Below are 24901 nucleotides of genomic sequence, written 5' to 3'. Positions count from 1 at the left end.
GACCCGCCCCGCGCCACCAGCGGCTCACCGCCGCCGGGGCGCCCCCTCCCCGGGGGCGGGGCGGGTCACCTGGTCGAGGAGTTCCAGCAGGTGCCGGTAGGGGTGCCCGGTCGCCCGGGTCATGCCGAGTTCGCAGGTGCGGTTGACCGAGGCGTGCGCGGCCGCCGCGTGCCGGCGCACCGCGCGGGCCTCGGCGGCGGTGGCCGACGCGGTCAGCTCCGGGTGCAGCAGGCCGCGGTCGCCGGCGAAGGCGCAGCAGCGCCACTCCTCGGGCTCGATCACCTCGTCGGCGACGGCCGCCGCCACCCGGAACAGGGCGGGGTTGAGGCCGAGTTGGGTGGAGGAGCAGGTCGGGTGCACGACCAGCGACGGAATCCGGCGGGCGGCGGGCAGCAGCGGCAGCAGGGTGGTGTCGACGAACTCGACCGCGTCGATCACCCGGACGCCCGCGTCGGCGAGCAGCCCGGCCAGGCCCTCGGTGCAGGAGGCGGCGTCGACCACCACGGGCAGCGCCCCCTGGTCGCTGGCCCGCAGCAGCAGCGGCACCACGCGGGCGCGCATCGCCTGGTGGCCGGCCGTCAGGCCCTTGGACTTCCAGGGCGTGCCGCAGCAGAGCGAGCCGATCCGCTCGGGCACCCGAACCTCGACGCCGGCCCGGGCGCAGAGCGCGAGGAACGCGTCCCGCACACCGGGGGCGGGCGCGGCGGACTCGGCGGGCGCGGGCCGAGGGGGGTCCCCCTCGGCCGTGGCCCCGGCCGGGCCGGTCGCCGGGATGACGCCCCCGGTCGTGGTGTCCTTCGCGGTCGCCGAGCCCGCCGAGCCCGCCGGACCGGTCGCCGAGCCCGCCGCGCCGGTCGCGGGCGTGGCCGGGCCGGTTTCGGTCGTGGCCGGGCCGAAGAGGGTGGTGACGCAGGACGGGAAGAAGACGGCCCGTGGTGCGGCGGCCGGCCGGGGGCGGCGACGGCTGCCGCCGGCGGGCAGGTCGGGGGACCAGGCGGGCACCGTCTCGTGGCCGAGGAGCGCCCGGCCGGCGGCGGTCGCGGCGCGCGGCAGCGCGTTCGGCAGCGCGCGGCCCACGGTGAGCGCCGCGGCCCCCGCCACGGTGGTGGCGTCCCAGTGCCGGGCGGCCGTCGCCCACAGGGCGCGCTCGGCGCGCCCCCGCCCCTCGGCACGGAGCCGGCGGGTGAGGTCGCCGGTGTCGATCAGCACCGGGCAGGCGGTCCGGCACATGCCGTCCACGGCGCACGTCTCGACGGCGTCGTACCGGTACTCCCGCTCCAGCTGGGCCAGCAGCTCGGTGTCGCCGGCGGCCCGGGCCCTGGCCGCCTCGCGGCGCAGCACGATCCGCCGCCGGGGGCTGGTGGTCAGGTCCTGGCTGGGGCAGACCGGCTCGCAGTAGCCGCACTCCACGCACCGGTCCACCTCCTCCTCGACGGTGGGGCTGGACTTGAGGTGGCTGACGTGCGCGGCCTCGTCGTCGTTGAGCAGCACGCCCGGGTTGAGCAGGCCGCGCGGGTCGACCAGCCGCTTGATCTCGCGCATCACGTCGTACAGTTCGTCGCCGTACTGGCGGCGCAGGTAGGGCGCCATCATCCGGCCGGTGCCGTGTTCGGCCTTCAGCGTGCCGCCCTGGCCGAGCACCAGGTCGACCAGGTCCTCGGTGAACGCCAGGTAGCGGTCGCGCAGTTCGGGGCGGTCGAAGGACTCGTTGAGCAGGAAGTGCAGGTTGCCGTCCTTGGCGTGGCCGAAGATGACGCTGTCGGTGTAGTCGTGCGCGCGGAACAGCTCGGTGAGCGCGACGCAGGTGGGCAGCAGGCCATCGACGGGGACGGCGATGTCCTCCAGCAGCGCGGTGGTGCCCGACGGGCGGGCGCCGGCGACGGCCGCGTAGAGACCCTTGCGGATGTGCCAGAGCGCGGCCCGGGCGGCCGGCTCGTCGCTGAGCACGCCCGGCACCTCCAGCGGGAGCGTGGCGAAGAGGCCGGTGCCGGCGCGGACCCGGTCGGCGAGCGCCTCGGCGGTCGGCTCCTGGTACTCGACCAGCAGCGCGGCCTGCCGCTCGACGGCCAGCCGGCGCAGCGGCTCGGCGGCGCGGGCGTCGCGCTGGGCGACCCGCAGGCTGGTGGCGTCGAGGAGTTCGACGGTGGCCAGGCCGGCGGCGACCAGCTCGGGCAGGACGCCGGTGGCCGCCGTCAGGTCGGGGAAGAGCAGCAGCCCGGTGGCGGTGTGCGGGTGCGCCGGGACGGTGCGGAAGGTCGCCTCGGCGACGAAGGCCAGGGTGCCCTCGCTGCCCACCACCAGGTGGCCGAGGATGTCGACCGGACGGGTGTGGTCGACCAGGGAGTTGAGCCCGTAGCCCATGGTGTTCTTGATGGCGTAGAGCCGGCGGATGGTGGCCAGCGAGGCGGGGTTGGCGCGGACCCGGTCCCGGAGCCGGGCCAGCCCGGCGTGCAACGCGGGGGCCACGGCCCGCAGTCGCTCGTCGGCGTCCGGGGCGCCGGTGTCCACGACGTGACCGCTCGGCAGGACGAGGACCGCCGACTCCAGGGTGCGGTAGGTGTTGAACTCGGTGCCGCAGGCCATGCCGCTGGAGTTGTTGGCGACGACGCCGCCGATGGTGCAGGCCGACTCGCTGGCCGGGTCGGGCCCGAGCTTGCGGCCGTACCGGGCGAGCCGGGCGTTGACGGCGCGCACCGTCGCGCCGGGCTGGACCCGCACCCGGGCCCCTTCGTCCAGCACCTCGACGGCCCGGAAGTGGCGGCGGGTGTCGACCAGCACGCCGTCGTTGGTGGCCTGGCCGGAGAGGCTGGTGCCGCCCGAACGGAAGGTGAGCGCCAGGTCGTGCGCGGCGGCGGCGCGCAGCAGCGCCGCCACCTGCTCCCGGTCCCGTGGGGTGACGACGGCCTGCGGCACCAGCAGGTAGTGCGAGGCGTCGTGGGCGAAGGCGAGCCGGTCGGACGCGCGGGCGGCGACCGCGCCCGGTGCCGCCTCCTCAAGTCGGGCGAGCAGGGCGGCTGATGGGCTGCGGAACATGGCGGGCGTTGGCTCTTTCCAGTCGGGCCGGCGGGGCCGTTCGGGTCGGGAGGTCCGGCGGGGCCGGTGCGGGTGGCTTCCGGGCGGCCTTCGCCGCTTGCGGGTGTCCCGGTGTTGATACCGCCGCCGGCGCCGCTTTGCCAGGGGCGGCACGCCGGGACCCGCCGGGGGACCGCCCGACCACCGTCTTCCGCGGCGCCGAGCTGCTCAACGGGACCGGGTGCGGTGCGCGGGCCGGTCCGGGCCAGGCCGGCAGCCCGGCCGTGTCAGTCCCGGAAGGCGACGGAGGCGGCGAGGGGTTGTTGGGATTCGAGGGCGGTGCGGCGCTCGGTGAGGGCGGCGTGGATGGCGTGGTAGGTGTCGGCGCCGAGGGTCAGGCGCAGGGGTGGCCGGTGCTGCCGGGTGGTGGCGTGAACGGCGGCGGCGAGCCGCGCCGGGTCGCCGGTGAAGAGGCTCTCGTCCGCGCCCGCCAGGGCACGCCGGGTCCGGCCGACGACGTGGTCGCGGTAGGGGGCCGTCTCGGTCGTGTACCGCAGGGCGGCGGCGAAACCGGTGCGGGTGGCGCCGGGTTGGACGAGGGTGAGGTGGATGTCGAAGTCGGCGACCTCCTGGCTGACGCTCTCGGTGTAGCCCTCAAGGCCCCACTTGCCCGCGTGGTAGGCGCTGTGGGTGGGGGTGCCGATCTGGCCGCCCATGCTGGAGATCTGGATGATCCGGCCGCCGCCCTGCTCGCGCATCGGCCGCAGGAAGGCGCGGGTGATCATCATCGGGGCCAGCAGCAGGACCTCGACCTGGTCGCGGACCTGCTGGGCGGTCATTTCCTCGGCGGCGCCGACGACCGCGTAGCCGGCGTTGTTGACGACGATGTCGACCGGCCGGCGGCGGAGCGTCGCGCCGATCACCCGGTCGATGTCGGCGGGCCGGGTGAGGTCGAGGACCTCGACGGTGAGCCGGTCGCCGTGGGTCTCGCGCAGGTCGTCCAGGGCCGCGGGGCGGCGGACGGTGGCGGTGACGCGGTCGCCCTCGCGCAGGGCGTGCGCGGTGAGGTGGCGGCCCAGGCCGCCGGCGGCTCCGGTGATGAACCAGTGCCGTTCGGCCTGGTCGGCAAGGGTTGGCATGGCGGGCTCCAGGCATAGAGTGTGAGCGGAATCCGTTCCGCTTGAAGTTAAGCGGAACATGTTCCGGAAAGCAACCGTCCGCCGACCCCAAGGGATTCCGCGTGCCCGCCACCCCCCGTCGCACCAGGAGCGACGCGCTACAGAACCGCGAGCGCCTGCTGGAGGTCGCCGCGCGGATGTTCGCCGAACAGGGCCTGGAGGCCGCCCCGGCCGCCATCGCCAAGCGGGCGGGCGTCGGTGTCGGCACGCTCTACCGGCACTTCCCGACGCGCGAGGTGCTGATCGACGCCGCCTACCGGCGTCAACTCGCCCAGGTGTGCGCCAAGGCGGACGACCTGCTCGCCGCGCACCCGGCGGCCGAGGCGACCCGGCTCTGGATGGACCACTTCGTTCGGTACGCCACCGCCAAGAGCGGCATGTCCGAGGCGCTCAACGCGGTGATCGCCGCGGGCGTCGACCCGTACTCCGACAGCCGCGCGCTGCTGACCGACGCCGTCGCCACCCTCCTCGCGGCCGGCGCCCGGGACGGCAGCCTGCGCGCCGATGTCGATCCCGAGCACGTGCTGCTGCTGATGGGCGGCGTCGCGTACGCGGTGCGGCAGGGTACCCCGGAACAGGCCAGCCCGCTGGTCAACCTCCTGCTGGACGCGCTGGTCAGGGGGACGACCCGGGGGTGAGGTCGCCTCAGGCGGGGCGGACGTTGGCGCGCAGCAGGCAGAACTCGTTGCCCTCCGGGTCGGACAGCACGTGCCAACTCTCCTCGCCGGTCTGGCCGATGTCGACGGGGCGCGCGCCGAGGGCGAGCAGGCGGGCCAGCTCGGCGTCTTGGTCGTGGTCGGTGGGGTTGACGTCGAAGTGCAGCCGGAGCTTGCCGGCGCGCGGGTCGTCGGTAGGACTGATGACCAGGGTGGGCCGCGAGCCGCCGAAGCCCTCCCGGGGCCCGAGCTGGATGCTGCCGTCCGGCTCGCGGTCCAGCTCCACGTAGTCGAGGACCGCGCGCCAGAACGCGGCGAGCCGCTCGGCGTCGGCGGCGTCGATGACCAACTCGGTGATGCGGCATGCCATGTGCGGCAGTGTAGGCAGCGGCGGCGCGCCGGGCGCCGGTGTTTTTGGCGGGGCGGGTCGGTGGGCGCTGCCTATGCTCGGCGGCATGGCTATTCAGCGGATGGACAACGTCGCCATCGTCGTGGACGACCTGGACGCGGCGATCGCGTTCTTCACCGAACTCGGTCGATGACACCAGTCCCTGACAACCTTGCCTTCGGCCACGGGCGGCTGGGGCACCGCCCCGCCCTGACGGCTACTCGTTCAGGCGGGCGGAAGCGAAGGCGAGAAGCGCGTCGAGCGTGGTCTCCCACGGTGCGCCGTCCTGGGTGTCCCATTCAGCGATGTACCAGGTACCGTGCCATTCCACACGCCACACCTGCCCATGTCGATTCTCGAATTCGACGAAACTTCCGGGGGCATCGGCCATCTGGCTCAGCTCGCGTTCCAGGATGACGGGTTCGGCGAGTCCACGTCCCTCGTTCGTACTGCGGCCCAACGTCCTGGTATTCGCGAACCGCATTTTGAGGAAGGGGACGGGACCGCGCTTCCATCGGACAGCCTGGAGCATCTGGTAGCGCGTGATCGATTCCGCCAGGGTCTCACCGCCGGAGAACTCGCACACGTAGGCCGGGAAGACGACGCGAACCAGCGGCGTCAGCTCCGGCAACTCCACCGCGTAGAACCGGTGAACGGCCGGTGCCACACCGGCGACAGCGTCGAAAGGCGCCCCGTTCGGCGCGGTGAACCCTGCGACGGACCCCAGGTTCGGGTTTCGTGCGAAGATCTCCTCCTCCCGTTCTTGGGCGAACCGCAGGATCGCTACCGCGAGGTCCTGCTCGTAGGAGTCACGGCTGCTGGTCTGGATCAACCTGTTTCCGTCGGCGGAGAGTGTGCCGGCGAAGTCGATGCCGGGCGCCGGCGACCAGCGCCAGGCGTCTTCGAGGCCCTCAAGTTCCGCCACGGCAGGGAATCCGGTGACGGCCTCCCGGATATTCATGAGATCTCCTTGGTCAGGAACACGAGTAGCCCGGTCCGGTCTCCTGGATGTACTCGGTTGTCATTCTGCCTCCACCGGCCGAGTTCTGACTCCAGTCCATTGGTTCGATCCGTTCCGTGTGGTTGTAGAAGCTGTTCCGAGTGGCCCGATCGGAGAACCTTCCTGTGTTGTTCCAATGTTCGACCACTGGGTCGAGGTGTTCGTACGTCACTGTCCGACTGAACGGCTTCGGATTGTTCGCATGAGGGTCCCAGATCACATTGTTCGCGCCGTCGCGCCAGGTTAGTTGATCCCGGGGGATACGGTTGCCGTCGCTGTCGAGCGGCGTGCCTCCTGCGGCCCTGCCCTCGTCGGTATAGTTGGCGGTCATGTAGTCGTGTGTTCCTTGCCAGTATTCGGAAGGGTACTGGTTGCCACGGGTGAACTCGCGACCGCCTTCGGCTGGGGGCGGGAGGCTAGGGTCACGGCCGAACCGCATGCCGTTGTTCGGGTCCTGCCAGGCGAGTCCCAGCGGGTCGGAAGCGCTGTAGGGGTTGGGCACGTACCCCGAGTCGTGCGGTCCCGGCGCGAGCCCGAGCGGGTCGGCAGTGGCGTACTGTCCGACCTGCGGGTCGTAGTAGCGCTGGTAGTTGTAGTGCCAGCCCGTCTCAGCGTCGGCGTACTGCCCGGGGAAGCGTAGGGGGCATTCCACTCCTCCGGTGGCGGGCACCGATGTCTCGTCGTGCGCTCGGCCAGGCAGGGGGATTCCCCACAGTGTGGTCCGGTGTCGCCATGCGATGTTCCCTTCGGCTGATACCAACTCCGTCGGTGCGCCGGACAGGTCCGCGACGATGGCGTGGAAACGTACATCGATGTCGGTGCGATCGACCTGGGCGAGCGGGCGGTGACTTCCGGGCGCATAGTCCCAGGAAGTCGCGTGCCCTCCGTCGGTGATCTGCTCGATCAGACGTGCACCGTCCCAGACGAACAGCGTCTGGTCTGCGACGCCGCCACGGCTGTCGAGGCGCTGCTTCGCCACCCGGCGGCCAGCGGGATCGTAGACATAGCGCCAACGAATACCCTCAGGAGTCGTTGCCCCGACGAGCCGACTCTGGCTGTCCCAGCTGAACCCGCGCTGCCGCTTCTGGCCGTTGAGCAGCCGGTGCACGATGCGAACGACACGTCCTTCGGGATCGCGCTCGTACCGAGTACGGCCACTGTGGGTGATCCGGGTGCCCCTATGCGTGCGCTCAGCCCGTTCGTCGCCGGTGCCTGGAGTCGTCGCCGCACTGATGTTGCCGATGGCGTCGTAGGCGTATGTCTCCGTCCAGTTCCGTCCGTTCACAGCTGTCACGCGGCCGTGCGTGTCCAGGTCGAATCGGCGCGTACCCGAGGTGAGTTCGTCGATGGCCGTCAAGACACCGTCGGGCCGGTAGGCGTAGGTACGGTGCTCCAGCAGCGCCTCCTCGGCCTGCTCGGTGGCCCGGGCTAGCCGTTGTTCAACAAGCAGCCCTGCCTCATTCCACGATTGGGTGAGCTGGGCACCTCCCGGGAGCCGGCGCACGCGCTCCCGGAGGGCGTGGTCGAATTCGAAATCGATGCGGTGCCCCGCTGTTATCAGCGTGAGGGGGGATCCGGAGGCGTCATACGTCCAGGTCGACTCGATGCCGCTGGGGGTGCGGCGCCCGGTGCGCCTACCGAGCGCATCGTAGGTGAAAGTGGTCCTCCGGCCGTTGACGGCCTCGGACAGGAGCAGGCCGACCGGGCTGTACTCCCGCTCGACGACCACTTCTGAGTTGGCCTCCCGCACGATGTTCCCGGACGAGTCGTAGGTGAAGTAGGCAGTCACACCGTCGTGGTACATCTCCACTGTCCGACCGAGCTCGTCGCGGCAGAAGAGAATCCGCTCATCGGCCCCGTTGGTGCGCGAAACCAGCCCGCCGGCCGCGTCCACCTCATAGTTGAGCGCGCGACCACCGAAGTCGGTCTCGGAGGCCACTCGATTCGCGGCATCGTAGGTGTATGTCCACACCTGGCCAGCGGGGTTCGTCACGCGCAGCAGGTTGAGCTCGGTGTCGTAGGCGAAGGCGTATCCGCTGTCGCTGTCCTTCGTTTGCGACGTCACCTGGCCAAAGGGGCCAACGGCATAGCGCGTCCGACTCCCCGCGCGGTCGGTGTGCGAGACGAGGTTTCCCTCACCATCCCATTCCCAGGTCTCGCGGTTTCCTGTTTGGTCCTGACGCCAGGCGATCTTGCCCTCGACGGTCCAGCCGAACCGCGTCGTGTGACCGAGCGGGTCGGTGAAGCAGGTGACCCTGCCGAACGCATCACGCACGATGCCGCTGACCGCCCCCCGGGCATCGGTGAACCGCACAGGGAGACCCGCGGCATTGGCACGCGCCCGGCTGGTCCTTCCGGCGGCATCGGTCACACCGACAAGAGCTCCTGTAGCGTCATACGCGTAACGCGTTTCCGTCCCCGACGGGTCCCGGGTGAAGACGTGGTTCCCGGAATCGTCATAGTCGTGCCGCCAGACCCGACCGTCCGGCATCACGGCCTGTACCACTTGGTGCCGCTCGTTGTAGGCGGCCCTGGTGACGTTGCCGTCTGGGGTCTGGATGGCAACGAGGTTGCCCTCGTCGTCATGGTCCTGACGCCGCGTATGGCCCAGCGGATCAGTCCGGGCGACCAGCCGTCCCGCCTCGTCAAAGGTGTTGCGCACAACGCCGCCCAGCGGGTCGATGACCTCGACAAGCCGGAAGCGGTCGTCGTGCCGGTACGTCCGGGTGTGCCCTCTGGAGTCGGTGTAACGGGTACTGCGCTGGGCCGAGTCATAGGTGATGACGCAGCTCAGCACGCCTTCTTCCCCCTCCCCGACGACGCAGCGGCTCTGGTCGTCGTAGGCGAACCGGTACCAGTGCCCGTTCCGGTCCGTGTGGCAGATAATCCGAGCCCGCTCGTCGTAGTCGAAGACCGTGGGTATCCCGGAGGAGTTGTAGTCCTCTCGCAAGAGGCCGTCGACGGTGTACGCGTAACGCCGCAACTCGGTTCCGTCGTACTCTCCCGAGGCATCCCTCAGCCGCAGTCGGAGTATTCGGTCGCTGCGGATGTCGACGTCGATGTGATAAGCCGCGTGACGCACGGCCTGGGGCAGGCCCGCTTCGTCGCGGTCGATGCTGACCCTGTTGCCGTTTCGGTCGGTGATCTCCACCAGGTAGAGGGTGAACGCCGAGGTGCCCTGTGGCGCCCGGGCCATAGGCGCGAAGTGCCGGGTCCAGCCGCTGTCGGGATCAGTGATGAGCATTCGGTCACCGACCCGGCCGGACCAGGTGAGCGGCCGGCGCGAATTCGACGTAGGCAGCGTAGGACGGCCGGGCCGAGGTATGGGATAGACCAGAATCATGCCGTCCTCGGTGGCGAACCGGACACCCTCCTCGTCAATCTCCAGCCGCTCATCCAACGTCGAGGCCCACGAAGCACCGAAGAATCGGCCCCACTGGTAGGTCGAAAGGTAGGTGCGCCGCAGGACCACCGGCAGCACGCCAGGCAGGATCACGTCGGTCTCCTGCGTGATCATCTCACCGGAAACCATGTCCACCGGATGCCCGTTGACGCACCTCCCGCTTGGCGGCACATCATGTGGAACCGGCACGTCATCCGCCCCACGCAGCCCGCCGCGCCCGATGTTGCGGATCGACCGGCCCATGTTGCGCATCCCGGCAGCCAGACCGGCGGCGGTGGTAATGCCGCGGCCACCCGGAATGCAGTCCAGGGCCGCGAAAGCGACATCGAGGAGCCCGACTTCTCCTCGTGCGTACTTGATGAGGGTGTCGGCAAGGACTACCACCGCCGCCGCGAGGACCACCCAGGTCAGCGGGCCACCGATGATCAACACGACCACACCGAGAACTGCCACGACGACCTTGCAGATCTCGACGAGGGTGTCCCAGTTGTCGGTCACCCAGTCGATGGCCTTCTCCCACCAACGCCGGTTCTGGATGCCGGCGTCAGAAGCCTCGCCGATGTCACGGGCGCACTCGCGAGCAGCTTCCTCACGCATCTCTTGAGCTTCCAGGGCGAGTTGACGTGCCGCCGAGAGACGCTCCTCAGCGCTGTCGACCCGGCCCTGAGCGGCGCTGGCCGCCGTCTCGGCGGCCTGTTGATCGCGGGCGGCGGCGCGGACGGTGTGCTCATCGGGCGGCTCGACGTTGTCCCGTTCGCCCCCGCGTTGCAGGCGCTCGCTCTCCTCAGCGGCGCGACCGACCCAGTCGGTGGCGTCCCCAAGCGCGGACTGGGCCGCTACCAGGTCCGTCTGAGCGGCGATGGCGCGGTCCAGCGCCCGATCGGCCATGCCCTGCGCCGTCTGGAGCTTGGGCCAGTAGGTGTGGAGGGCTTGAGCGCACAGGGAGTAGGAGTCTTCGAGCTTCGTGAGATTGTCAGGGACGCCGTCGAACTCCCGTCGGAAAGCGTCTGCTGACAGACCAGCCCAGTCCAACATGGCACGCTCACCCGCCATGCCACGGATCTTCCCCAACGCCTCACCGACATCATCAGCGAAATGCTGGAGGTCATCTGCCAGCTCACGAACCTCGTCCGGGTCGCCCGGTGTTGGATCCCGATCCATGTCTACCGGCGACCAGTCAAACGCTCGCATCACGCCTCCCCCGAGACAGCATCACAAAAATACACCCTGAAGGCTACTCAGGGTAATATCTCAGGGTAACACCTCACATCTGGAGCGGGTTGCCCCCGGGCACCAGGAGTAGGCCTGCACACTGGCCCACCCACCGCTGGACGCGCTGGCGGAGGAAGTACCCTCGAGCTAAGGGCTGGTCAGGAGCAGCTCGCACAGATCCAATCGAGGCTGTTCCAGCTCGGCCCCTGTCCAGCAAGAAGGAACAGGAGACGGGGCGTCAGCGCGAGCTGGCAGACACGGGTGCACCCAGGGCGGGGCTCGCCACTCTCCGGGGCTTCGATCGCATGAGGTCCCGCTCGCGGCCCCGATCTCGGCACAGGGCAACGCTGTCCACGAGCGGCCCACCGCAATTCACGACGCGGTCGGCCGACTTGGCACCAGGGTCGGCCTCGGCCCTCTCAGGGATTCCGTCATCGGCCCACGGCCCGCCCTGCTCGCGGCAGCGGCGGCGCGCCGGGCGCCGGTCGCGGGTGTTTCTTGGCGGGGCGGGTCGGCGGGGCGGGTCGGTGGGCGCTGCCTATGCTCGGCGGCATGGCTATTCAGCGGATGGACAACGTCGCCATCGTCGTGGACGACCTGGACGCGGCGATCGCGTTCTTCACCGAGCTGGGCATGGCGCTGGAGGGCCGGGCCGAGATCGAGGGCTCGTGGGCGGACCAGGCCGTGGGGCTGGCCGGGATCCGCAGTGAGATCGCGATGCTGCGGACCCCGGACGGCCACGGCCGGCTGGAGCTGACCGTGTACCACTCCCCCGCGCCGGTCACCGCCGAGCCGGCCGTCCCGGCGCCCAACACGTTGGGCCTGCACCGGGTGATGTTCGCCGTCGACGACATCGACGACACCCTGGCCCGGCTGCGCGCCCACGGCGCCGAACTCCTCGGCGAGGTGGCGCGGTACCAGGACGCCTACCGGCTGTGCTACCTGCGCGGCCCGGCCGGCATCGTGGTGGCCCTGGCCGAGCAGCTCAACTGATGTGCGGGCCGGGCTGGTTCGGGCGCACCAGCCGGCCCTGGCCGAACAGCTGAACTCACCTGCGGGCCGGGCCGGTCGAGGCCGCCGGGCCGGCCCGGCCAAGCGGTCAGTCGAGGCAGAACTCGTTGCCCTCGATGTCCCGCATCACGATGCAGGACTCGTTCTCCTCGTCGGCGAGCATCACGCGCTCGCAGACCGCGCCGAGGGCGACCAACCGGTCGCGCTCGGCCTCCAGGGTGGCCAACCGCTCGGCGCCCACCAGGCCGGCGCCGGCGCGGACGTCGACATGCACCCGGTTCTTGGCGACCTTGCCCTCGGGCACCCGCTGGAAGTACAGCCGCGGGCCGGCCCCCGTCGGGTCGGCGCAGGCGAACCACGCGCCGCGCTCCTCGGGGCGCAGCGAAAGGTGGTAGTCGTCCCAGGTGGCGAAGCCCTCCGGGGGCGGCGGCGCGACGTACCCGAGCACCTCGCACCAGAAGCGGGCGACGCGCTCGGGGTCGGCGCAGTCGAAGGTGATCTGGATCTGCTTGACCGATGACATCGGCGCACCCTAGCAGGGGGCCGGGCCCGGCGGCCCGGCCGTTTCCGGCTACGCGGTCTTGATCGCGCCGCCGTCGATCAGGTAGTCGGCGCCGGTGGTGGCGGCGGCGCGCGGGGAGGCGAGGTAGGCGACGAGGGTCGCGACCTCCGCCGGCTCGATCATCCGGTCCAGCAGCATGCCGGTCGCCGCCGGCAGCCCGGCCAGCAGCTGCTCCTGCGTCACTCCCGCGGACTCGGCGACGCCGGCGCCGAAGCCGGTGGGGCTCTCCCACAGGGAGGTCCGGACGGCGCCGGGCGAGACGGTGTTCACCCGGACCCCGCTCGGGCCGTACTCCTCGGCCAGCGCCTTGCCGAACGCGGTGAGCGCGGCCTTGGCCGTGGTGTACGCGATCGGCCCGCCGTGCGGGGTGCGGGCGCCGGCCGAGGAGATGTTGACGATCGAGCCGCGGGCCTCGACGACCGCGGGGAGCGCGGCGCGGGTGACGCGGACGGTGGCGAAGAAGTTGAGGTCCACCACCTCCGCCCAGCGCTCCTCGGTGGTGTCGAGGAAGCCGCCCTTGAGGGGGCCGTCGCCGCCGCCGACGTTGTTCACCAGGATGTCGATGCCGCCCAACTCGGCCCGGGCGGCGGTGACCAGGCGCTCGGCGGCGTCGGGCGCGGAGAGGTCGACGGCGAACGGGACGGCGCCGGTCGCCGTCAGCTCCGGCGGGGTCGTGCGGGCGGCGGCGACGACGCGGACGCCCTCGGCGGTGAGGGCTTCGACGACGGCCCGCCCGATGCCGCGGCTGGCGCCGGTGACGAGGGCGGTCTTGCCGTTGAGGTTCAGGTCCATGGGATTCCTCCACCAGGGGAGACACATGAGCGCGTCTCGGTTGATGCAGCAAAGGTAGAACACGCATCACTACTGTTGCAAGTTAAGAGCGAGCCGCCACATCGGCGTATCCTTGTGGCGTTGCCCGACAGCCCGCCCAGGAAGGAGCCCTGCCGGCATGACGCCCCCCACGCCGAGGGACTCGCCCCCCGCCGCCCCGAAGCCGCTGCGCGCCGACGCGGAACGGACCGTGCGCACGATCCTGGAGGCCGCCGAGCGGGTGCTGTCCGTCCACCCGACGGCGCCGATGGAGCAGATCGCGGAGGCGGCCGGGGTCGCGCGGACCACCGTGCACCGGCGGTTCGCGTCCCGCGAGGCGCTGGTCACGGCGCTGTCGGCGTGGGCGACGCAGCGGTTCCACGAGGCCGTCGAGTCGGCCCGGCCCGACACCGCGCCGCCCGCCGTGGCGCTCTACCAGGTGACCGCCAACGTGCTCAGGGTGAAGGTCAGTTGGCGCTTCGGGATGGGGGCGCTGCCCACCGAAGCCCCGGAGGTCGCCCGGGTGCACGCCGAGGTGCTGGCCACCTGCGACCGGCTCTTCGCGCGCGCCCGCGACGTCGGCCTCTTCCGGCCGGACGCCGACCTGGAGTGGGGCCGGCGGGTCTACTACGCGCTCATCTACGAGGCCGCAGCCGAGGCGCCCGACACCGACGACGCGGTGGACGCGCTGGCGGGCCGGGTCGTCGAGACCCTTCTGCACGGCATCGGCACGGCGCCGGCCCCCCGGGGGTAGCCGCGCAGGGCGAGCGGGCGCGGGGCACTCCGCGCCCGACCGGTCGGAACGCGACCCGCGGCGGACCGCCGGCGACGGCCCCACCGCCCGCCGGCCCCCCGGGGGCAGCAGCGCCGGGCGAACGGACGGGGCAGCCCGCGCCAGGCGGCGGCGACCGCCGACGACGGCCCAACGCGGCGGCAGGCTGGCAGAATTGACGCATGACCTTCTCCTCCGACCGAAAGGCCCGTGCCGCGTAGCCGGCCGGGGCGGGTCCGGGCCGGGCAGCGCCCCCGCGGCCCGGCCCAGGAAGACCAGCGGCTCCGCCGCGCCGGGCTGTCCGCGGCGACCCGTGCCGAGATCGCCGGGATAGAGCGGCGGCGAGGCTACCTCTGGCCGGGCGCCACGGCGACGGCCCTGCGGCACTGGCGGGACTTCGCGCACGACCCGTACCGCCGCCTCCGGGTGGCGGACGACGGCGGCTGCGGCGTCTGGGAGTGCTGCGGCGACCCGTTCGAGGCGCGGGACTTCCTCGAAGCGGTCCTGCTCGCGCTGTCCCGGCGCGGCCGTCGTGAACTGCGCGCCCTCGTCGACTCACTCGACGCGCGCTACTGACCGCGGGGGCCGGGGGCCGGGAGGCCGGGCGGTGCGCGGGCCGGGCGACGCCGGGAGGCTGGTCGGTGTGGTCACGGAAAGGACGGGACCGTGGACGTGAGCGGGTGGCCGCTGGAGCGGCTTCGGGTGTTCGCGGTGGAGGGGGACGACTGGTGGCGCCTTGAGGCGGTGCGACTGGTCGCTCAGCAACGCGCCCTCGCCGCCGGCCAGCCGGCCGAAGTGCGGCGCCGCTGGGCCGCGTTGGCGCTGTTCGCCAACCGGCGCACGGCGGGGGACGGGGCGACGCGGGCGCTGACGCAGGAGTTCTGGCTGCGGACGTGGGTGATCGAACGGCTCGGCCCCGAGCCGGGTCAACCCGACTGGGAGGCCGAGGCGTTGGCCGACGACACGCTGGCCGCGCTCACGCTCACGGCGGCGGACGCGGCGGCCCGGGCCGACGACTGGCGGGCGCTGCCCCTCGACGAGATCCGCGCGCTGCGGCGGCACAAGAACCTGACGGCCCATCTGGCCACGCTGGTCGACCAGTTGGAGCCTGGGCCGAGGCGTGACCAGCTGCTGCCCTGGGTGCGGGTCCGCGGGCTGCTGCCCTGACGGGCGGCGGGGTGCGGCGTCAGCCGCTCGGCTTCCGCCAGACGGAGACGTGCGAACGGCTGTCCGAGGTGAAGGGCGACTCGTCCCAGTCCGCCCACCGCTGGTGCGGTGCCAGGCCCGCGAGTAGGGCCATCAGGTCGAGTTCGGACGGCCACACCCAGCGGTGCGGGGAGCGGAAGACGTCCGCCGGCCCGTCGTCGATCCGGTAGTGGTGCGAGACCAGCCGCTGGTTGACCAGGTCGTAGGTGTCGATACCGACGTGGTGTTCGCCGACGTGGAACGGGCGGGCGGTCTCGCCCGGCGGGAGCCGTTGCAGGTCGGGGACCCAGACCTCGACCACCAGGCGCCCGCCCGGGGCGAGGTGCCGGGCGGCGTTCCGGAAGCAGGCGACCTGGTCGTCCTGGGTGAGCAGGCAGGTGATGGCGTTGTAGACGAGGTAGACCAGGCTGAACTCGCCCGGCGCCCGGACGTGTGCCATGTCCCCGATGGTCACCGCGATGTCGTCGCCGCCGGGCTTCTCCCGCAGCCGCCGCGCCATGGGTTCCGACCGCTCGACGCCGGCCACCCGGACGCCCCGGGCGCGCAGTGGCAGCGCGACGCGGCCGGTGCCGATCGCGAACTCCAGCGCCGGGCCGGCGCCGGCCTGCCGGGCGAGGAAGTCCACCGCGGGCTCCAGCACCGCCGGCTCGTACATGGAGGCGGAGGCCGCGTCGTAGCCGCGGGCGACCTGTTCGTTCCACACGTCCGCTGCCATGGCCGGCAGGTTGACACACCCCCGACCCAACCCGCCACCGGTTATGGCGCGTTGACCATGGCGCCGGGTTGGTGCGCATGGGGCCGGGTAACCGACCGACGGCGTGGCCGACTTCGCCGGCCGGGCCGATCCGGCCGGCCACGCACGCCGGCCGACTGGGCGACTTCGGCCGGGGTGATCCGGTTCCGGGTCCGCGCGCGGGTGACTTTCACCGTTCCAGGTGATCGTTTGGCGGCATCCACGCCGGGAGAATGGCACGTTGTCGCCTCGTCTGTCCGGAAAGAGTCCAACCTCCATGCCCACTCGCTCGTCCTCCCCGCCGCACCCAGCTGCCGGAGCACGGCTCTCGGCGACCGCCGGCGACCCGGGCCCCCTTCGCCCGGGGCCGGTGACCCTGCTCGCCTGGACCAACGTGCTCTTCGGGGCCACCGGCGCCGCCTGCGCCTGGGTGACCAGCACGGCGCTGGGACACCCCGGTGATCCGGTGCTCGCGGCCTTCGCCTTCTTCCTGGTGGCCGCCGTCTACACCCGGGACCGACTCCAGTCGGCTGGGGACGGCACCAGCCGGCGCTCCGCGTGGACGGCGCGGCACGCGCGCTCGCTGCGTGGATGGACCGCCGCCTGCGTGCTGGTCCTGCCGCCGCTGGCCGTGCTGCGCCCGTGGTGCGCCGTGGCTCTGGCCACGGCCGGGACCCTGGGCTGGTGCTACGCCACTCCGTTGGTGCCCTGGCGCGGGCCGCGCCGGGCGCCCCGGGATCTGCCGGGTCTGAAACTCCCCTACGTGGTGGCCGTTTGGGCCGTGGTGACCGTCCTCCTGCCCGCCGCCCAGCACGGCCGTCTCCAGGACTCGCGCACCTGGTGCCTGGCGCTGAGCCTCGCGCTGATCATGAGCGTGACGGCGCTGCTGAACGACGTGCGCGATGTGGACGACGACCGGCACCAGGGCGCCATGACCCTGCCCGTACTCCTCGGGGAGCGCGGGACCCGCGTCACCGCCTACGCGCTGGCCGCGGGAGGCGTCGGCGTGGGCCAGCTGGTACTGCCGTTGCCGACGCTGGTGTGGGCGTTGTACAACGTCACGCTGCTCGCCCGCTACCGCCCGCGCCCCGGCGTCCATCCCCGTCCCTGGGTCGATGTCCAGGGACTGGTCCCCCTGACGGCGGTGCTGCTGACCGGGTAGTGGCCGCGGGCGTCCCGGGCGGGCACGGGCTCGGCGCGGCGGCCCCGAACTCCCCCGGTGGGCCGGCGGCTTCCGGACGGCGGTGCCCGGTCAGGAGCGCCGGCGCGGGCCGGTCGAGCGGGTGGGCGCCGGGGCGTGGTGGTCGGCGCGGTAGAGGGAGGTGGCGAGGGCGACGACGGTGTGGGTGGCGGGGTGGGGGTCGTGCGGGCGCCAGACGAGGTGGACGGGGACCAGGTCGGCGTCGCGGAGCGGGCGGTAGGTGATGCCGTCGCGCCGGTACTGGGCGGCGGTGGCCCGCGGCGTCAGTCCGACGCAGCGGCCGGTGGCGATGACGGCGAGCCAGTCGTCGATGTCCCGGGTGTACTCGACCGCCGGCCGCTGTCCCTCGGGCCACAGGTCGAGGGTGGTGGTGCTGGTGCGGCGGTCGAGGGCGAGGGTGCGGGTGGTGATCTCGGCCAGCCGGAGGTGGCGGCGGCGGGCCCAGGGGTCGTCGGAGGCGAGGGCGACCCAGCGGGGTTCGTGTCCGATCAACGCGTGGGCCCAGGGGCGCAGGTCGATGGGGGCGCGGATGACGGCGAGGTCGCAGAGGCCCTCGGCCAGTCCCCCGGTCGGGGTGTTGTGCCGGATGAGACGTAGCTCGGTCTCCGGGTGCTGCTCGTGCCAGCGGCGCTGGAACTCGGTGGTGTGGCGGCCGAAGGAGGACCACGCGTGGCCGATGTGCAGGCGGGTGTGGCCGGTGGTGGCCTCGCGGACGAGTTCGTCGGCGCCGGTGAGCAGGACCCGGGCCCGGGCGAGGACCCGCACGCCGGCGGTGGTGGGGGCAACGTGGCGGCTGGTGCGGTGCAGCAGCCGGGTGCCCAGCAGGCGCTCGAGTGCGGCGAGGGTCCGGGAGACGGCGGCCTGGGAGATGCCGAGCTGAAGGGCGGCGTCGGTGAAGCTGCCGGTTTCGACGATGGCGACCAGGCAGCGCAGGTGTTTCAGTTCGAGCGCTCCGGCATCGCCGCGCGCCCCCGCGTTGTCCCGCGCCCCGGCGCGTGTCACGGCACCGCGCGCCCCGTCCGGGTGTCCGTCCACTCCTCCGGCATCCATACGCCCAGCGTATAGGTAGCGCCGTGGATGCATTTTGCGTATGGGCGGGGCGCTTCCATGGTGGGAGGCATGCAGCCTGACTCCGCCACCCGGCCGACCGTGGCCGGCCCGGCCGCCGGTGCCGAAGCGCCCGCGGCTGCCCGGCGGGCCGGGCGCTGGGGCGGGGTGGCGCTGATGCTGGGCAGCGGCCTGTCCAACCAGGCGGGCGCCTCGGTCGGGGCGCTGGCGTTCCCGGTGCTCGGCCCGGTCGGGGTGGTCGCGGTCCGGCAGTGGGTGGCGGCCGTGGTGCTCGCGGTGGTGGGCCGGCCGCGGATCGGCCGGTTCAGCGCGGCCCAGTGGCGGGTGGTGCTGGCGCTGGCGCTGGTCTACGGCGGGATGAACCTGGCGCTGTACGCGGCGGTCGACCGGATCGGGCTCGGCCTGGCCGTCACCCTGGAGTTCCTCGGCCCGCTGACCGTGGCCCTGGTCGGCTCGCGCCGCCGGGCCGACCTGCTCGCCGCGCTCGCCGCCGCGGGCGCGGTGGCGGTCATCGCCCGGCCGACACCCACCACCGACTACCCGGGGATCGGGCTCGCGCTGGTGGCGGCGCTGTGCTGGGGCTGCTACATCCTGCTGAACCGGAGCGTCGGGGCCCGCCTGCCGGGGCTTGAGGGGTCGGCGGCGGCGGCTGTCGTCTCCGGCACCCTCTATCTGCCGGTCGGCGCCTGGGTACTGTGGCAACACCCGCCGACGCTCGCGGCGTTGGGCTGCGCGCTGGTGGCCGGGGTGCTGGCATCCGCCGTGCCGCTGCTGTCCGACCTGCTGGCGCTGCGCCGGGTGCCGGCGCACTTCTTCGGCGTCTTCATGAGCGTCCACCCGGTCTTCGCGGCGCTGATCGGGCTGGTCGTCCTGGGGCAGCACCTCGACGCGCCCGCCTGGTCGGCGATCGCGGTGATCGTGGTGGCGAACACCGTCGCCGTCTCCGCCCCGGCGCGGTCCGCCGCGCGACGGGCACCGCGCCGGGCCACGGTCCGGGGTCGTGGGGCTTGACCCTCACGTGACGTGATGCCGCATGGTCGGTGTCGTGGCAGAACATCTGACCGTGGGGCGCGTGGCCGAGCTGGCCGGGGTGAGCGTCCGCACGTTGCACCACTACGACGAGATCGGCCTGGTGCGCCCGTCCGCGCGGACGGCCGCCGGCTACCGGGCCTACGCGGCGGCCGACGTGGCACGCCTGCGGGAGGTGCTGGCCTACCGGCGGCTCGGCTTCGGGCTGCGGGAGATCGCGGCGCTGGTCGACGACCCGACGACGGACGCGATCGCGCAGCTGCGGCAGCTGCGCGGCCTGCTGCTGGATCGCCGCGACCGGGCCGCCGCCATGGTGGCCAACATCGACAGGGAGCTGAGGGAACGGGTGACAGCGGTGGAGACGGAAGACGGCGCGACGGAGCGACCCAGGCTGTCCGGCGCGGAGTTGTACGAGGTGATCGGGGCGGACTACCCGGCGACCCGGCGCACCGAGCCGCGGATCGCGGCGCAGGTCAACGCCGCGCTGGGAGACGCGCGGACGGTGCTCAACGTCGGCGCCGGCACCGGCTCCTACGAGCCGGCCGACCGGGAGGTGGTGGCGGTGGAGCCGTCGGCGGTGATGCGGGCGCGGCGCCCGCCCGGGGCGGCGCCGTGCGTGGCGGCGCACGCGGAGCATCTCCCGTTCCCTGACCAGTCCTTCGACGCGGCGATGGCGTTCAGCACGGTGCACCACTGGCGGGACCCGCTCGCCGGGCTGCGGGAGATGCGGCGGGTGGCGCGGCGGGTGGTGGTCTTCACGCACGACGCGAGCGAGGCCGGCTGGCGGCAGCGGTTCTGGCTGATCCGGGACTACCTGCCGGAGGTGGCGGGCCTGGTCGCCGGCCGGCCCTCGGTGGTGGACCTGGCCCGGGCGGTGGGGGGCCGGCTTGAGCCGGTGCTCATCCCGTGGGACTGCGCGGACGGCTTCTTCGAGGCCCACTGGCGCCGGCCCGAGGGGTACCTGCACGAGCCGGTGCGCCGGGCGGTGTCGATGTGGACGCGGGTGGGCCCGGCGGCCGAGCGGCGCGCGGTGCGCGAGCTGGGCGCGGACCTGGACTCCGGCCGGTGGGCCGAACGCAACCGGGACCTGGTCGAGCTCGACGCGGCCGAGCTGGGGCTCCGGCTGCTCATCGCCTGACCCGGCGGGCCGGTGCCGGCGGGCCGGTGCCGGCCCGAAGCGGTGGCCCGTCGGGGCTGGGGCCGGGCGAGGGCGCGTTCGATGTCGTCCAGGGTGGCCGTGGCGAACCGGGCGCGGAGCGCGGCCCGTTGGTCGGCTGGCGGCTTCGGCGGGCGGCTTCGGCTGGCGGGGCCCGGCGTCCCTGGCGGTGAGCCACTCCACGGCGAGGGCGCGCACGGCCCGGTCGAGCGCCGGGGTGCGCGACAACGCACCGGCGTGGTCGTACACGGCGTACTCGTCGCCGTCCGCGACGAGGATGAGTTCGGGCTTCGCCTGCGACGCCCAACGCCAGGAGCTGGCCCGGCAGGTGGGCCGGCTCGTGGACGTCGTAGACGCCGGGCGCGTGGTGCCAGTCGGCCTTCACGTCGGCGAGCCAGCGGGCGATGCGGGGCAGGTGCGCGCGGTCCAGGGGCACGGTGCGGCTGTCGGCGATCCGCTTGCCGAGGAGCGGGCACCCTACTCGGTGGCCGGACCGCCGCCGGGCGCCGCCCGGGAACGCGCTCCGCGGGTGAACGGGCTCAGGCCGGGGGCCAGTCGCGCAGCGCGGTGTCGGCGACCTCGCGGAGCTCTTCGCGGGTGGCGCCGCTGGCGGCGCTGACGGCGATGCCGTTGGCCACCACCATGATGTACCTGGCCAGCCGGCCCGGGTCCGAGTCGGGCGGCAGGTCGCCCTCGTCGCGGGCGCGTTGGAACCGGTCGGCGAGGCTGGCCCGGGCGTCGTCGCGCCAGCCGGCGAGCAGGTCACGGACGGGCTGGTCGCTCGGGGCGGCGGCGAGGCAGCCCTGGACGACGAGGCAGCCGGATGGCCGTTCCGGGGTGGTGACGGTGCACACCGCGCCGTGCAGGAAGGCGGTGGCTACCTCGCGGGCGGTCGGCTCCCCCAGGGCGGACGCGGTGTAGGCGGCGGGCCCCTCGGAGTAGCGCGTCAGCGCCTTGCGGAACAGCTCCTCCTTGTTGCCGAACGCGGCGTACATGCTGGTGCGGTTGATGCCCATGGCGGCGGTCAGGTCGCTGAGGCTGGCGCCCTCGTAGCCCTGCTCCCAGAACACCGTCAGGGCGCGCTCCAGCGCCTCGTCCGCGTCGAATCCCCGCGGGCGGCCGATCGCCGCCCTCTCCTTGCCCGCCATGCCTTCGAGCATAGACCGCCGGTGCCGGTCCTGAGCCGTGCTACGGTATTTCCGTACCGAGCGGTTCAGAACTAGGGAGAGGTCAGAACCCATGGGACAGCTGGATGGCAAGACCGCGGTGGTGACCGGCGGCAGCACCGGCATCGGCCTGGCGGCGGCGGAGCGGCTCGCCGCCGAGGGGGCGCACGTCTTCATCACCGGGCGGCGCGAGGCCGAGTTGGCGAAGGCCGTCGCCACCGTCTCCGCCGCCGTCGGGAACGCCGCCACCGGTGCCCCCAGCGGCGGCGGGGTCACCGCGGTGCGCGGCGACGTCAGCGTCGCCGCCGACGTGGACCGGCTCTACGAGCGGGTGCGGGAAGGCGGCCGGGGCCTGGACGTGCTCTTCGCCAACGCGGGCGTCAACCCGCTCGCCACGCTGGACGAGTTGACCGAGGAGCTGCACGACCTGATCTTCGACATCAACGTCAAGGGCACCTTCCTCACCGTGCAGAAGGCGCTGCCGCTGCTCAACGAGGGCGCCTCGGTGATCCTCACCGGCTCGACCGCCGGCGAGGGCGGCTCGGCCGGGATGAGCGCCTACGGCGCGTCGAAGGCCGCGATCCGGGCCTACGCCCGCGCCTGGACCAGCGAGTTGAGCGGCCGGGGCATCCGGGTCAACGTGGTCTCCCCGGGGCCGGTGGACACTCCGCTGATGGACACGGCCTTCGGTGCGCGGGCCGCGGAGATGAAGGCGAAGCTGGGGGCCGGGCTGCCCGCCCAGCGGATCGGGGAACCGGCGGAGGTCGCCGAGGCGGTGGCCTTCCTCGCGACCCGGCGCAGCAGCTTCGTCTACGGCGCCAACCTCTATGTCGACGGCGGCATGAACCAGGTCTGAGTCGGCCAACCGGCGAGCGGAACGAAGCAGGAGGGGACAGAAGACGGTCATGCCCGAACAGCACGAGGCGCACGCCTTCTACCGGCGCTACCTCGCCGCGCTCAACGCGCACCAGTTCGACCGGATGGGCGAGTTCCTGCACGAGCGGGTCACCCACAACGGCGCGCCGACCACCCGGGCGCACATCCAGGCGGCCCTGCGGGACATCGGCGAGGCGGTGCCCGACTTCACCTGGCGGCTGCGCGGCCTGGTGGCGGAGGGGGACCAACTGGCGGCGCTGCTCACCAACACCGGCACGCCGACGCGGGAGTGGCTCGACCAGGCCCCGACCGGGGCCTCGTTCGAGATCACCGAGTACGGCTTCTACCGGCTGCGCGACGGCCGGTTCACCGACCTGTCGAACCTGCACGACGCGGACACGCTGCGCCGGCAACTGGCCGGCTGACCACGCGCTCCGGGCGCGCGCGGGCCGGCGCGCCGGCCGGGCGGCCGGCCGCGCGCCGGTATGCGATCAGTTGTTTCCATCTCAACGACTCGGCGGGCGGGGCGGTCGCCGAGGGCGACGGGCACTGCCCGGCCTGGGGCCCGGACTCCTGACGGCGGCGGCGACGAGCGACGTGCCGGGGCGCCGTGTTGTCAGTCGTGGCGGCCCCGGCCGGGTCGTCAGGAGATCCCGCCGGGACGGTGCCGAGGTGGTGCATGATGCGTGCGTGGAACATCTCCCCGTCGACGTGCGCGCCTCGCTCCGACTGTTCGCCTTCTACCTGGCGAACGGCACCATCGACGTCGAGTTGCTCGACGGGATCGACTACCGCTCCACCGTCTTTCACTCCGGCTCGTCGCTGGAACAGGTCTTCGCGATCTACGGCAACGTGCTGCGCGTCGACGCGGAGGGCACGGTGCTGAACGACGGGGACGCGCAGTACCGGGTCGCGCAGTGGATTCGGGCGTGCTGCGACCCGAGCTACCGGGTCGAACCGCCGTTCGAGGCCTGGGAGACCGAACTCCATCTGTGAGGACAGCCCCCATCCGCAGCAGGCCAGGCGCATTTCGCCGGTCGGACCCGCCTCGGGACGGTCCGAGGGCAGGGCTCGAAACCCCCTATCCCCGCTCCGGCGGCGTGCCGGTGGGCACGGACGACGCCCAAGTCGGCCGACACCGGCCGGTAGAGGTCACCGGCCGCGTCAGCCTGCGCTTCGCGCGGTCCGGGGCATCAGCGGATCCTCGCCAGGCCGTCCGCGAGCCCACCGGCGGTTCTCCGACATGGCGTTCGCCGAGACCCGCGCCGTCCGCGAACCCCGCACCACCGGGCGAACGCGCGGCCACGGCCGCTAGGTTGGTGCGTCACAGGGGCGCTGTTCGGGGGCGGCTGGCTGATGGCAAGGACGTGGGGTGTTGCCGTGGACGGGTGGGGCACGAGGTCCGGGGAGCGGGCGGCGTGGGTGCTGGAGCCGCTGGTGAGGGTCGGGCCGTTGTGGTTCGGGATGCGCCCGGGTGAGGTGGCCTCAGCGCTGGGCGGGGCAATCGCCCGCGCCTCGCGGGGGTTGGGCAGCGGCATCGGCTGGGGCTCCCACCCCGACTGGGGCGCGACCGCGATCTACGGCGCGGACAACGGCCTGGTCGCGGTGGCGGTCGACGCGACGGACGGGCCCCTGGTACGTCTGCGGGATGTCGAACTCATCGGCCGGGTGCCGTCCGAGGTGCGCACGGACCTGCGGGGTCTCGCGCTCCGGGAGGGGACTTCCGTGCGGGTGAACCGGGGCGGTGATCCGGAGGTCGAGGCGTGGGGGATCTCCCTGGGTGCCGTACCGGCACACGGGTTGACGCCCGAGGGGTACCTGCGGCGGTTGGACACGGTGCTCACCCACGCGCTGCTGGTCGGCCCGGAGTTGGCGGCGGACCCGTTCGGGTCCGAGCCGGTGGTCCGTTGGCGCGACGTCCGTGCCGAGCCGCCCGACGCGGGGGCGTGGCCGGTCAGGGCCGACCGAGAGCGGCAGCACTGGGACTGGACACCGTTGGTGAACGTCGGTCCGCTCGCGTTCGGCATGCGGCCGCGGGAGGTGGCCGGCGCGCTGGGCGAGGAGCCGACGGCCCGCCACGGCCGGTATCCCTTCGGAACGTCGGGGGAAGGTCCGGGGCCGTGGCTCCTGGGCGAGGACCGCTTCGACCGCGTGGGGGTGACCGCGCACTACTCCGGTGGCCGGCGCCGGTCCCCCACCCTCGACGCCGTCACCGTGCACGGACGGACCGGCCCGCAGGTCGAGTTGGCGGGCATCCGGCTGGTCGGCCGACCCGTCTCGGCCGTGGACGCGGCCCTGGTCCAGCACGTCGAAGGGCAGGGACTGCGGTTGGTGGTCGGCCCTGACGGCGAGCTGGCGGTGGCCGAGCTCGGCATGCGGATACGGGCCGCCAGGGCCGGGGATGCCGTGGTGAGCGAGGCCAGGTTCGGCGCGGCCGGCGGGGCGGACCACGGCTGATCCGG

At 73.0% G+C, this 24901-nt stretch carries 22 protein-coding genes and 1 pseudogene; 13 read left to right on the top strand and 10 right to left on the bottom strand.

Going from position 1 to position 24901, the window contains the following annotated elements; genetic code table 11:
• Positions 1–24 precede the first annotated feature (24 nt).
• Together RM844_RS05950 and RM844_RS05945 are read right to left on the bottom strand one after the other, a co-directional pair.
• The gene (locus RM844_RS05950; RefSeq protein WP_311665581.1) at positions 25–3033 is read right to left on the bottom strand and encodes an FAD-binding and (Fe-S)-binding domain-containing protein; all 3009 of its coding nucleotides are present in this window, start codon (positions 3031–3033) and stop codon (positions 25–27) included.
• A 266-nt stretch (positions 3034–3299) separates the two neighbouring features.
• Complete coding sequence (locus RM844_RS05945) at positions 3300–4151, bottom strand: SDR family oxidoreductase (RefSeq protein ID WP_311665579.1); 852 nt, start codon at positions 4149–4151, stop codon at positions 3300–3302.
• A gap of 101 nt (positions 4152–4252) precedes the next feature.
• Here RM844_RS05945 and RM844_RS05940 point away from each other — a divergent pair, with 101 nt between their 5' ends.
• Positions 4253–4828 (top strand): TetR/AcrR family transcriptional regulator, encoded by a 576-nt coding sequence (locus RM844_RS05940; protein ID WP_311665577.1) that lies wholly within the window; start codon positions 4253–4255, stop codon positions 4826–4828.
• A 7-nt stretch (positions 4829–4835) separates the two neighbouring features.
• Here the strand turns inward: RM844_RS05940 and RM844_RS05935 are convergent, their stop codons facing one another.
• Positions 4836–5216, bottom strand: a complete 381-nt coding sequence (locus tag RM844_RS05935; RefSeq protein ID WP_311665575.1) for a VOC family protein — start codon at positions 5214–5216, stop codon at positions 4836–4838.
• 85 nt (positions 5217–5301) lie between these two features.
• Between RM844_RS05935 and RM844_RS05930 the strand changes: the two are divergent.
• A pseudogene (locus RM844_RS05930) lies at positions 5302–5382 on the top strand (VOC family protein); the annotation flags it as partial.
• Between the two features lie 69 nt (positions 5383–5451).
• Here RM844_RS05930 and RM844_RS05925 read toward each other — a convergent pair.
• Together RM844_RS05925 and RM844_RS05920 are read right to left on the bottom strand one after the other, a co-directional pair.
• Entirely contained in the window at positions 5452–6195 is a 744-nt protein-coding gene (locus tag RM844_RS05925; RefSeq protein ID WP_311665573.1) for a hypothetical protein, read from the bottom strand.
• A gap of 13 nt (positions 6196–6208) precedes the next feature.
• Complete coding sequence (locus RM844_RS05920) at positions 6209–10828, bottom strand: DUF6531 domain-containing protein (protein ID WP_311665570.1); 4620 nt, start codon at positions 10826–10828, stop codon at positions 6209–6211.
• Positions 10829–11401: 573 nt separating this feature from the next.
• Here RM844_RS05920 and RM844_RS05915 point away from each other — a divergent pair.
• A complete protein-coding gene (locus RM844_RS05915) occupies positions 11402–11842 on the top strand; it encodes a VOC family protein (RefSeq protein WP_311665568.1) in 441 nt (146 codons plus the stop codon).
• Positions 11843–11948: 106 nt separating this feature from the next.
• On the opposite strand, the gene RM844_RS05910 is transcribed toward RM844_RS05915, so the two are convergent.
• Positions 11949–12383 (bottom strand): VOC family protein, encoded by a 435-nt coding sequence (locus tag RM844_RS05910; RefSeq protein WP_311665566.1) that lies wholly within the window; start codon positions 12381–12383, stop codon positions 11949–11951.
• Between the two features lie 48 nt (positions 12384–12431).
• Complete coding sequence (locus RM844_RS05905; protein ID WP_311665563.1) at positions 12432–13214, bottom strand: SDR family oxidoreductase; 783 nt, start codon at positions 13212–13214, stop codon at positions 12432–12434.
• Positions 13215–13371: 157 nt separating this feature from the next.
• On the opposite strand from RM844_RS05905, the gene RM844_RS05900 reads away from it, so the two are divergent.
• From RM844_RS05900 to RM844_RS05890, 3 genes are all read left to right on the top strand, one after another.
• A complete protein-coding gene (locus RM844_RS05900) occupies positions 13372–13986 on the top strand; it encodes a TetR/AcrR family transcriptional regulator (protein ID WP_311665560.1) in 615 nt (204 codons plus the stop codon).
• A gap of 228 nt (positions 13987–14214) precedes the next feature.
• Positions 14215–14580: a hypothetical protein gene (locus RM844_RS05895; RefSeq protein WP_311665557.1), complete on the top strand. Its 366-nt coding sequence runs from the start codon at positions 14215–14217 to the stop codon at positions 14578–14580.
• A 90-nt stretch (positions 14581–14670) separates the two neighbouring features.
• Entirely contained in the window at positions 14671–15171 is a 501-nt protein-coding gene (locus RM844_RS05890; protein WP_311665555.1) for a hypothetical protein, read from the top strand.
• Positions 15172–15190: 19 nt separating this feature from the next.
• Here RM844_RS05890 and RM844_RS05885 read toward each other — a convergent pair whose 3' ends face one another.
• Positions 15191–15925 carry a class I SAM-dependent DNA methyltransferase gene (locus RM844_RS05885; protein WP_311665553.1) on the bottom strand — a complete coding sequence of 245 codons (735 nt, stop codon included), beginning with the start codon at positions 15923–15925 and terminating at the stop codon, positions 15191–15193.
• A 295-nt stretch (positions 15926–16220) separates the two neighbouring features.
• On the opposite strand from RM844_RS05885, the gene RM844_RS05880 reads away from it, so the two are divergent.
• Entirely contained in the window at positions 16221–17105 is an 885-nt protein-coding gene (locus RM844_RS05880; protein ID WP_311665551.1) for a UbiA family prenyltransferase, read from the top strand.
• 90 nt (positions 17106–17195) lie between these two features.
• Here the strand turns inward: RM844_RS05880 and RM844_RS05875 are convergent, their stop codons facing one another.
• Positions 17196–18194, bottom strand: coding sequence for a LysR family transcriptional regulator (locus tag RM844_RS05875; protein WP_311665549.1), 999 nt, complete (start codon positions 18192–18194; stop codon positions 17196–17198).
• Between the two features lie 69 nt (positions 18195–18263).
• Here RM844_RS05875 and RM844_RS05870 point away from each other — a divergent pair, with 69 nt between their 5' ends.
• Positions 18264–19223 (top strand): EamA family transporter, encoded by a 960-nt coding sequence (locus tag RM844_RS05870; RefSeq protein ID WP_311665545.1) that lies wholly within the window; start codon positions 18264–18266, stop codon positions 19221–19223.
• A gap of 22 nt (positions 19224–19245) precedes the next feature.
• A complete protein-coding gene (locus RM844_RS05865; protein ID WP_311665543.1) occupies positions 19246–20379 on the top strand; it encodes a MerR family transcriptional regulator in 1134 nt (377 codons plus the stop codon).
• A gap of 557 nt (positions 20380–20936) precedes the next feature.
• Here the strand turns inward: RM844_RS05865 and RM844_RS05860 are convergent.
• Complete coding sequence (locus RM844_RS05860) at positions 20937–21545, bottom strand: TetR/AcrR family transcriptional regulator (RefSeq protein WP_311665541.1); 609 nt, start codon at positions 21543–21545, stop codon at positions 20937–20939.
• 91 nt (positions 21546–21636) lie between these two features.
• Here RM844_RS05860 and RM844_RS05855 point away from each other — a divergent pair, with 91 nt between their 5' ends.
• The 4 genes from RM844_RS05855 (at position 21637) to RM844_RS05840 (ending at position 24896) form a co-directional block, all read left to right on the top strand.
• Positions 21637–22419 (top strand): SDR family NAD(P)-dependent oxidoreductase, encoded by a 783-nt coding sequence (locus tag RM844_RS05855; RefSeq protein ID WP_311665538.1) that lies wholly within the window; start codon positions 21637–21639, stop codon positions 22417–22419.
• 49 nt (positions 22420–22468) lie between these two features.
• Complete coding sequence (locus RM844_RS05850; protein WP_311665536.1) at positions 22469–22864, top strand: ester cyclase; 396 nt, start codon at positions 22469–22471, stop codon at positions 22862–22864.
• A gap of 265 nt (positions 22865–23129) precedes the next feature.
• Positions 23130–23435 carry a DUF7677 family protein gene (locus tag RM844_RS05845; RefSeq protein ID WP_311665534.1) on the top strand — a complete coding sequence of 102 codons (306 nt, stop codon included), beginning with the start codon at positions 23130–23132 and terminating at the stop codon, positions 23433–23435.
• Positions 23436–23819: 384 nt separating this feature from the next.
• Positions 23820–24896, top strand: coding sequence for a hypothetical protein (locus RM844_RS05840; protein ID WP_311665532.1), 1077 nt, complete (start codon positions 23820–23822; stop codon positions 24894–24896).
• The last annotated feature ends 5 nt before the right edge of the window (positions 24897–24901 follow it).

It is taken from the genome of Streptomyces chisholmiae, assembly GCF_031845445.1.
Taxonomy (GTDB): domain Bacteria; phylum Actinomycetota; class Actinomycetes; order Streptomycetales; family Streptomycetaceae; genus Streptomyces; species Streptomyces chisholmiae.
Note: the sequence above shows the minus strand (reverse complement) of the source record. Positions and strands in the feature narration are given on the sequence as shown.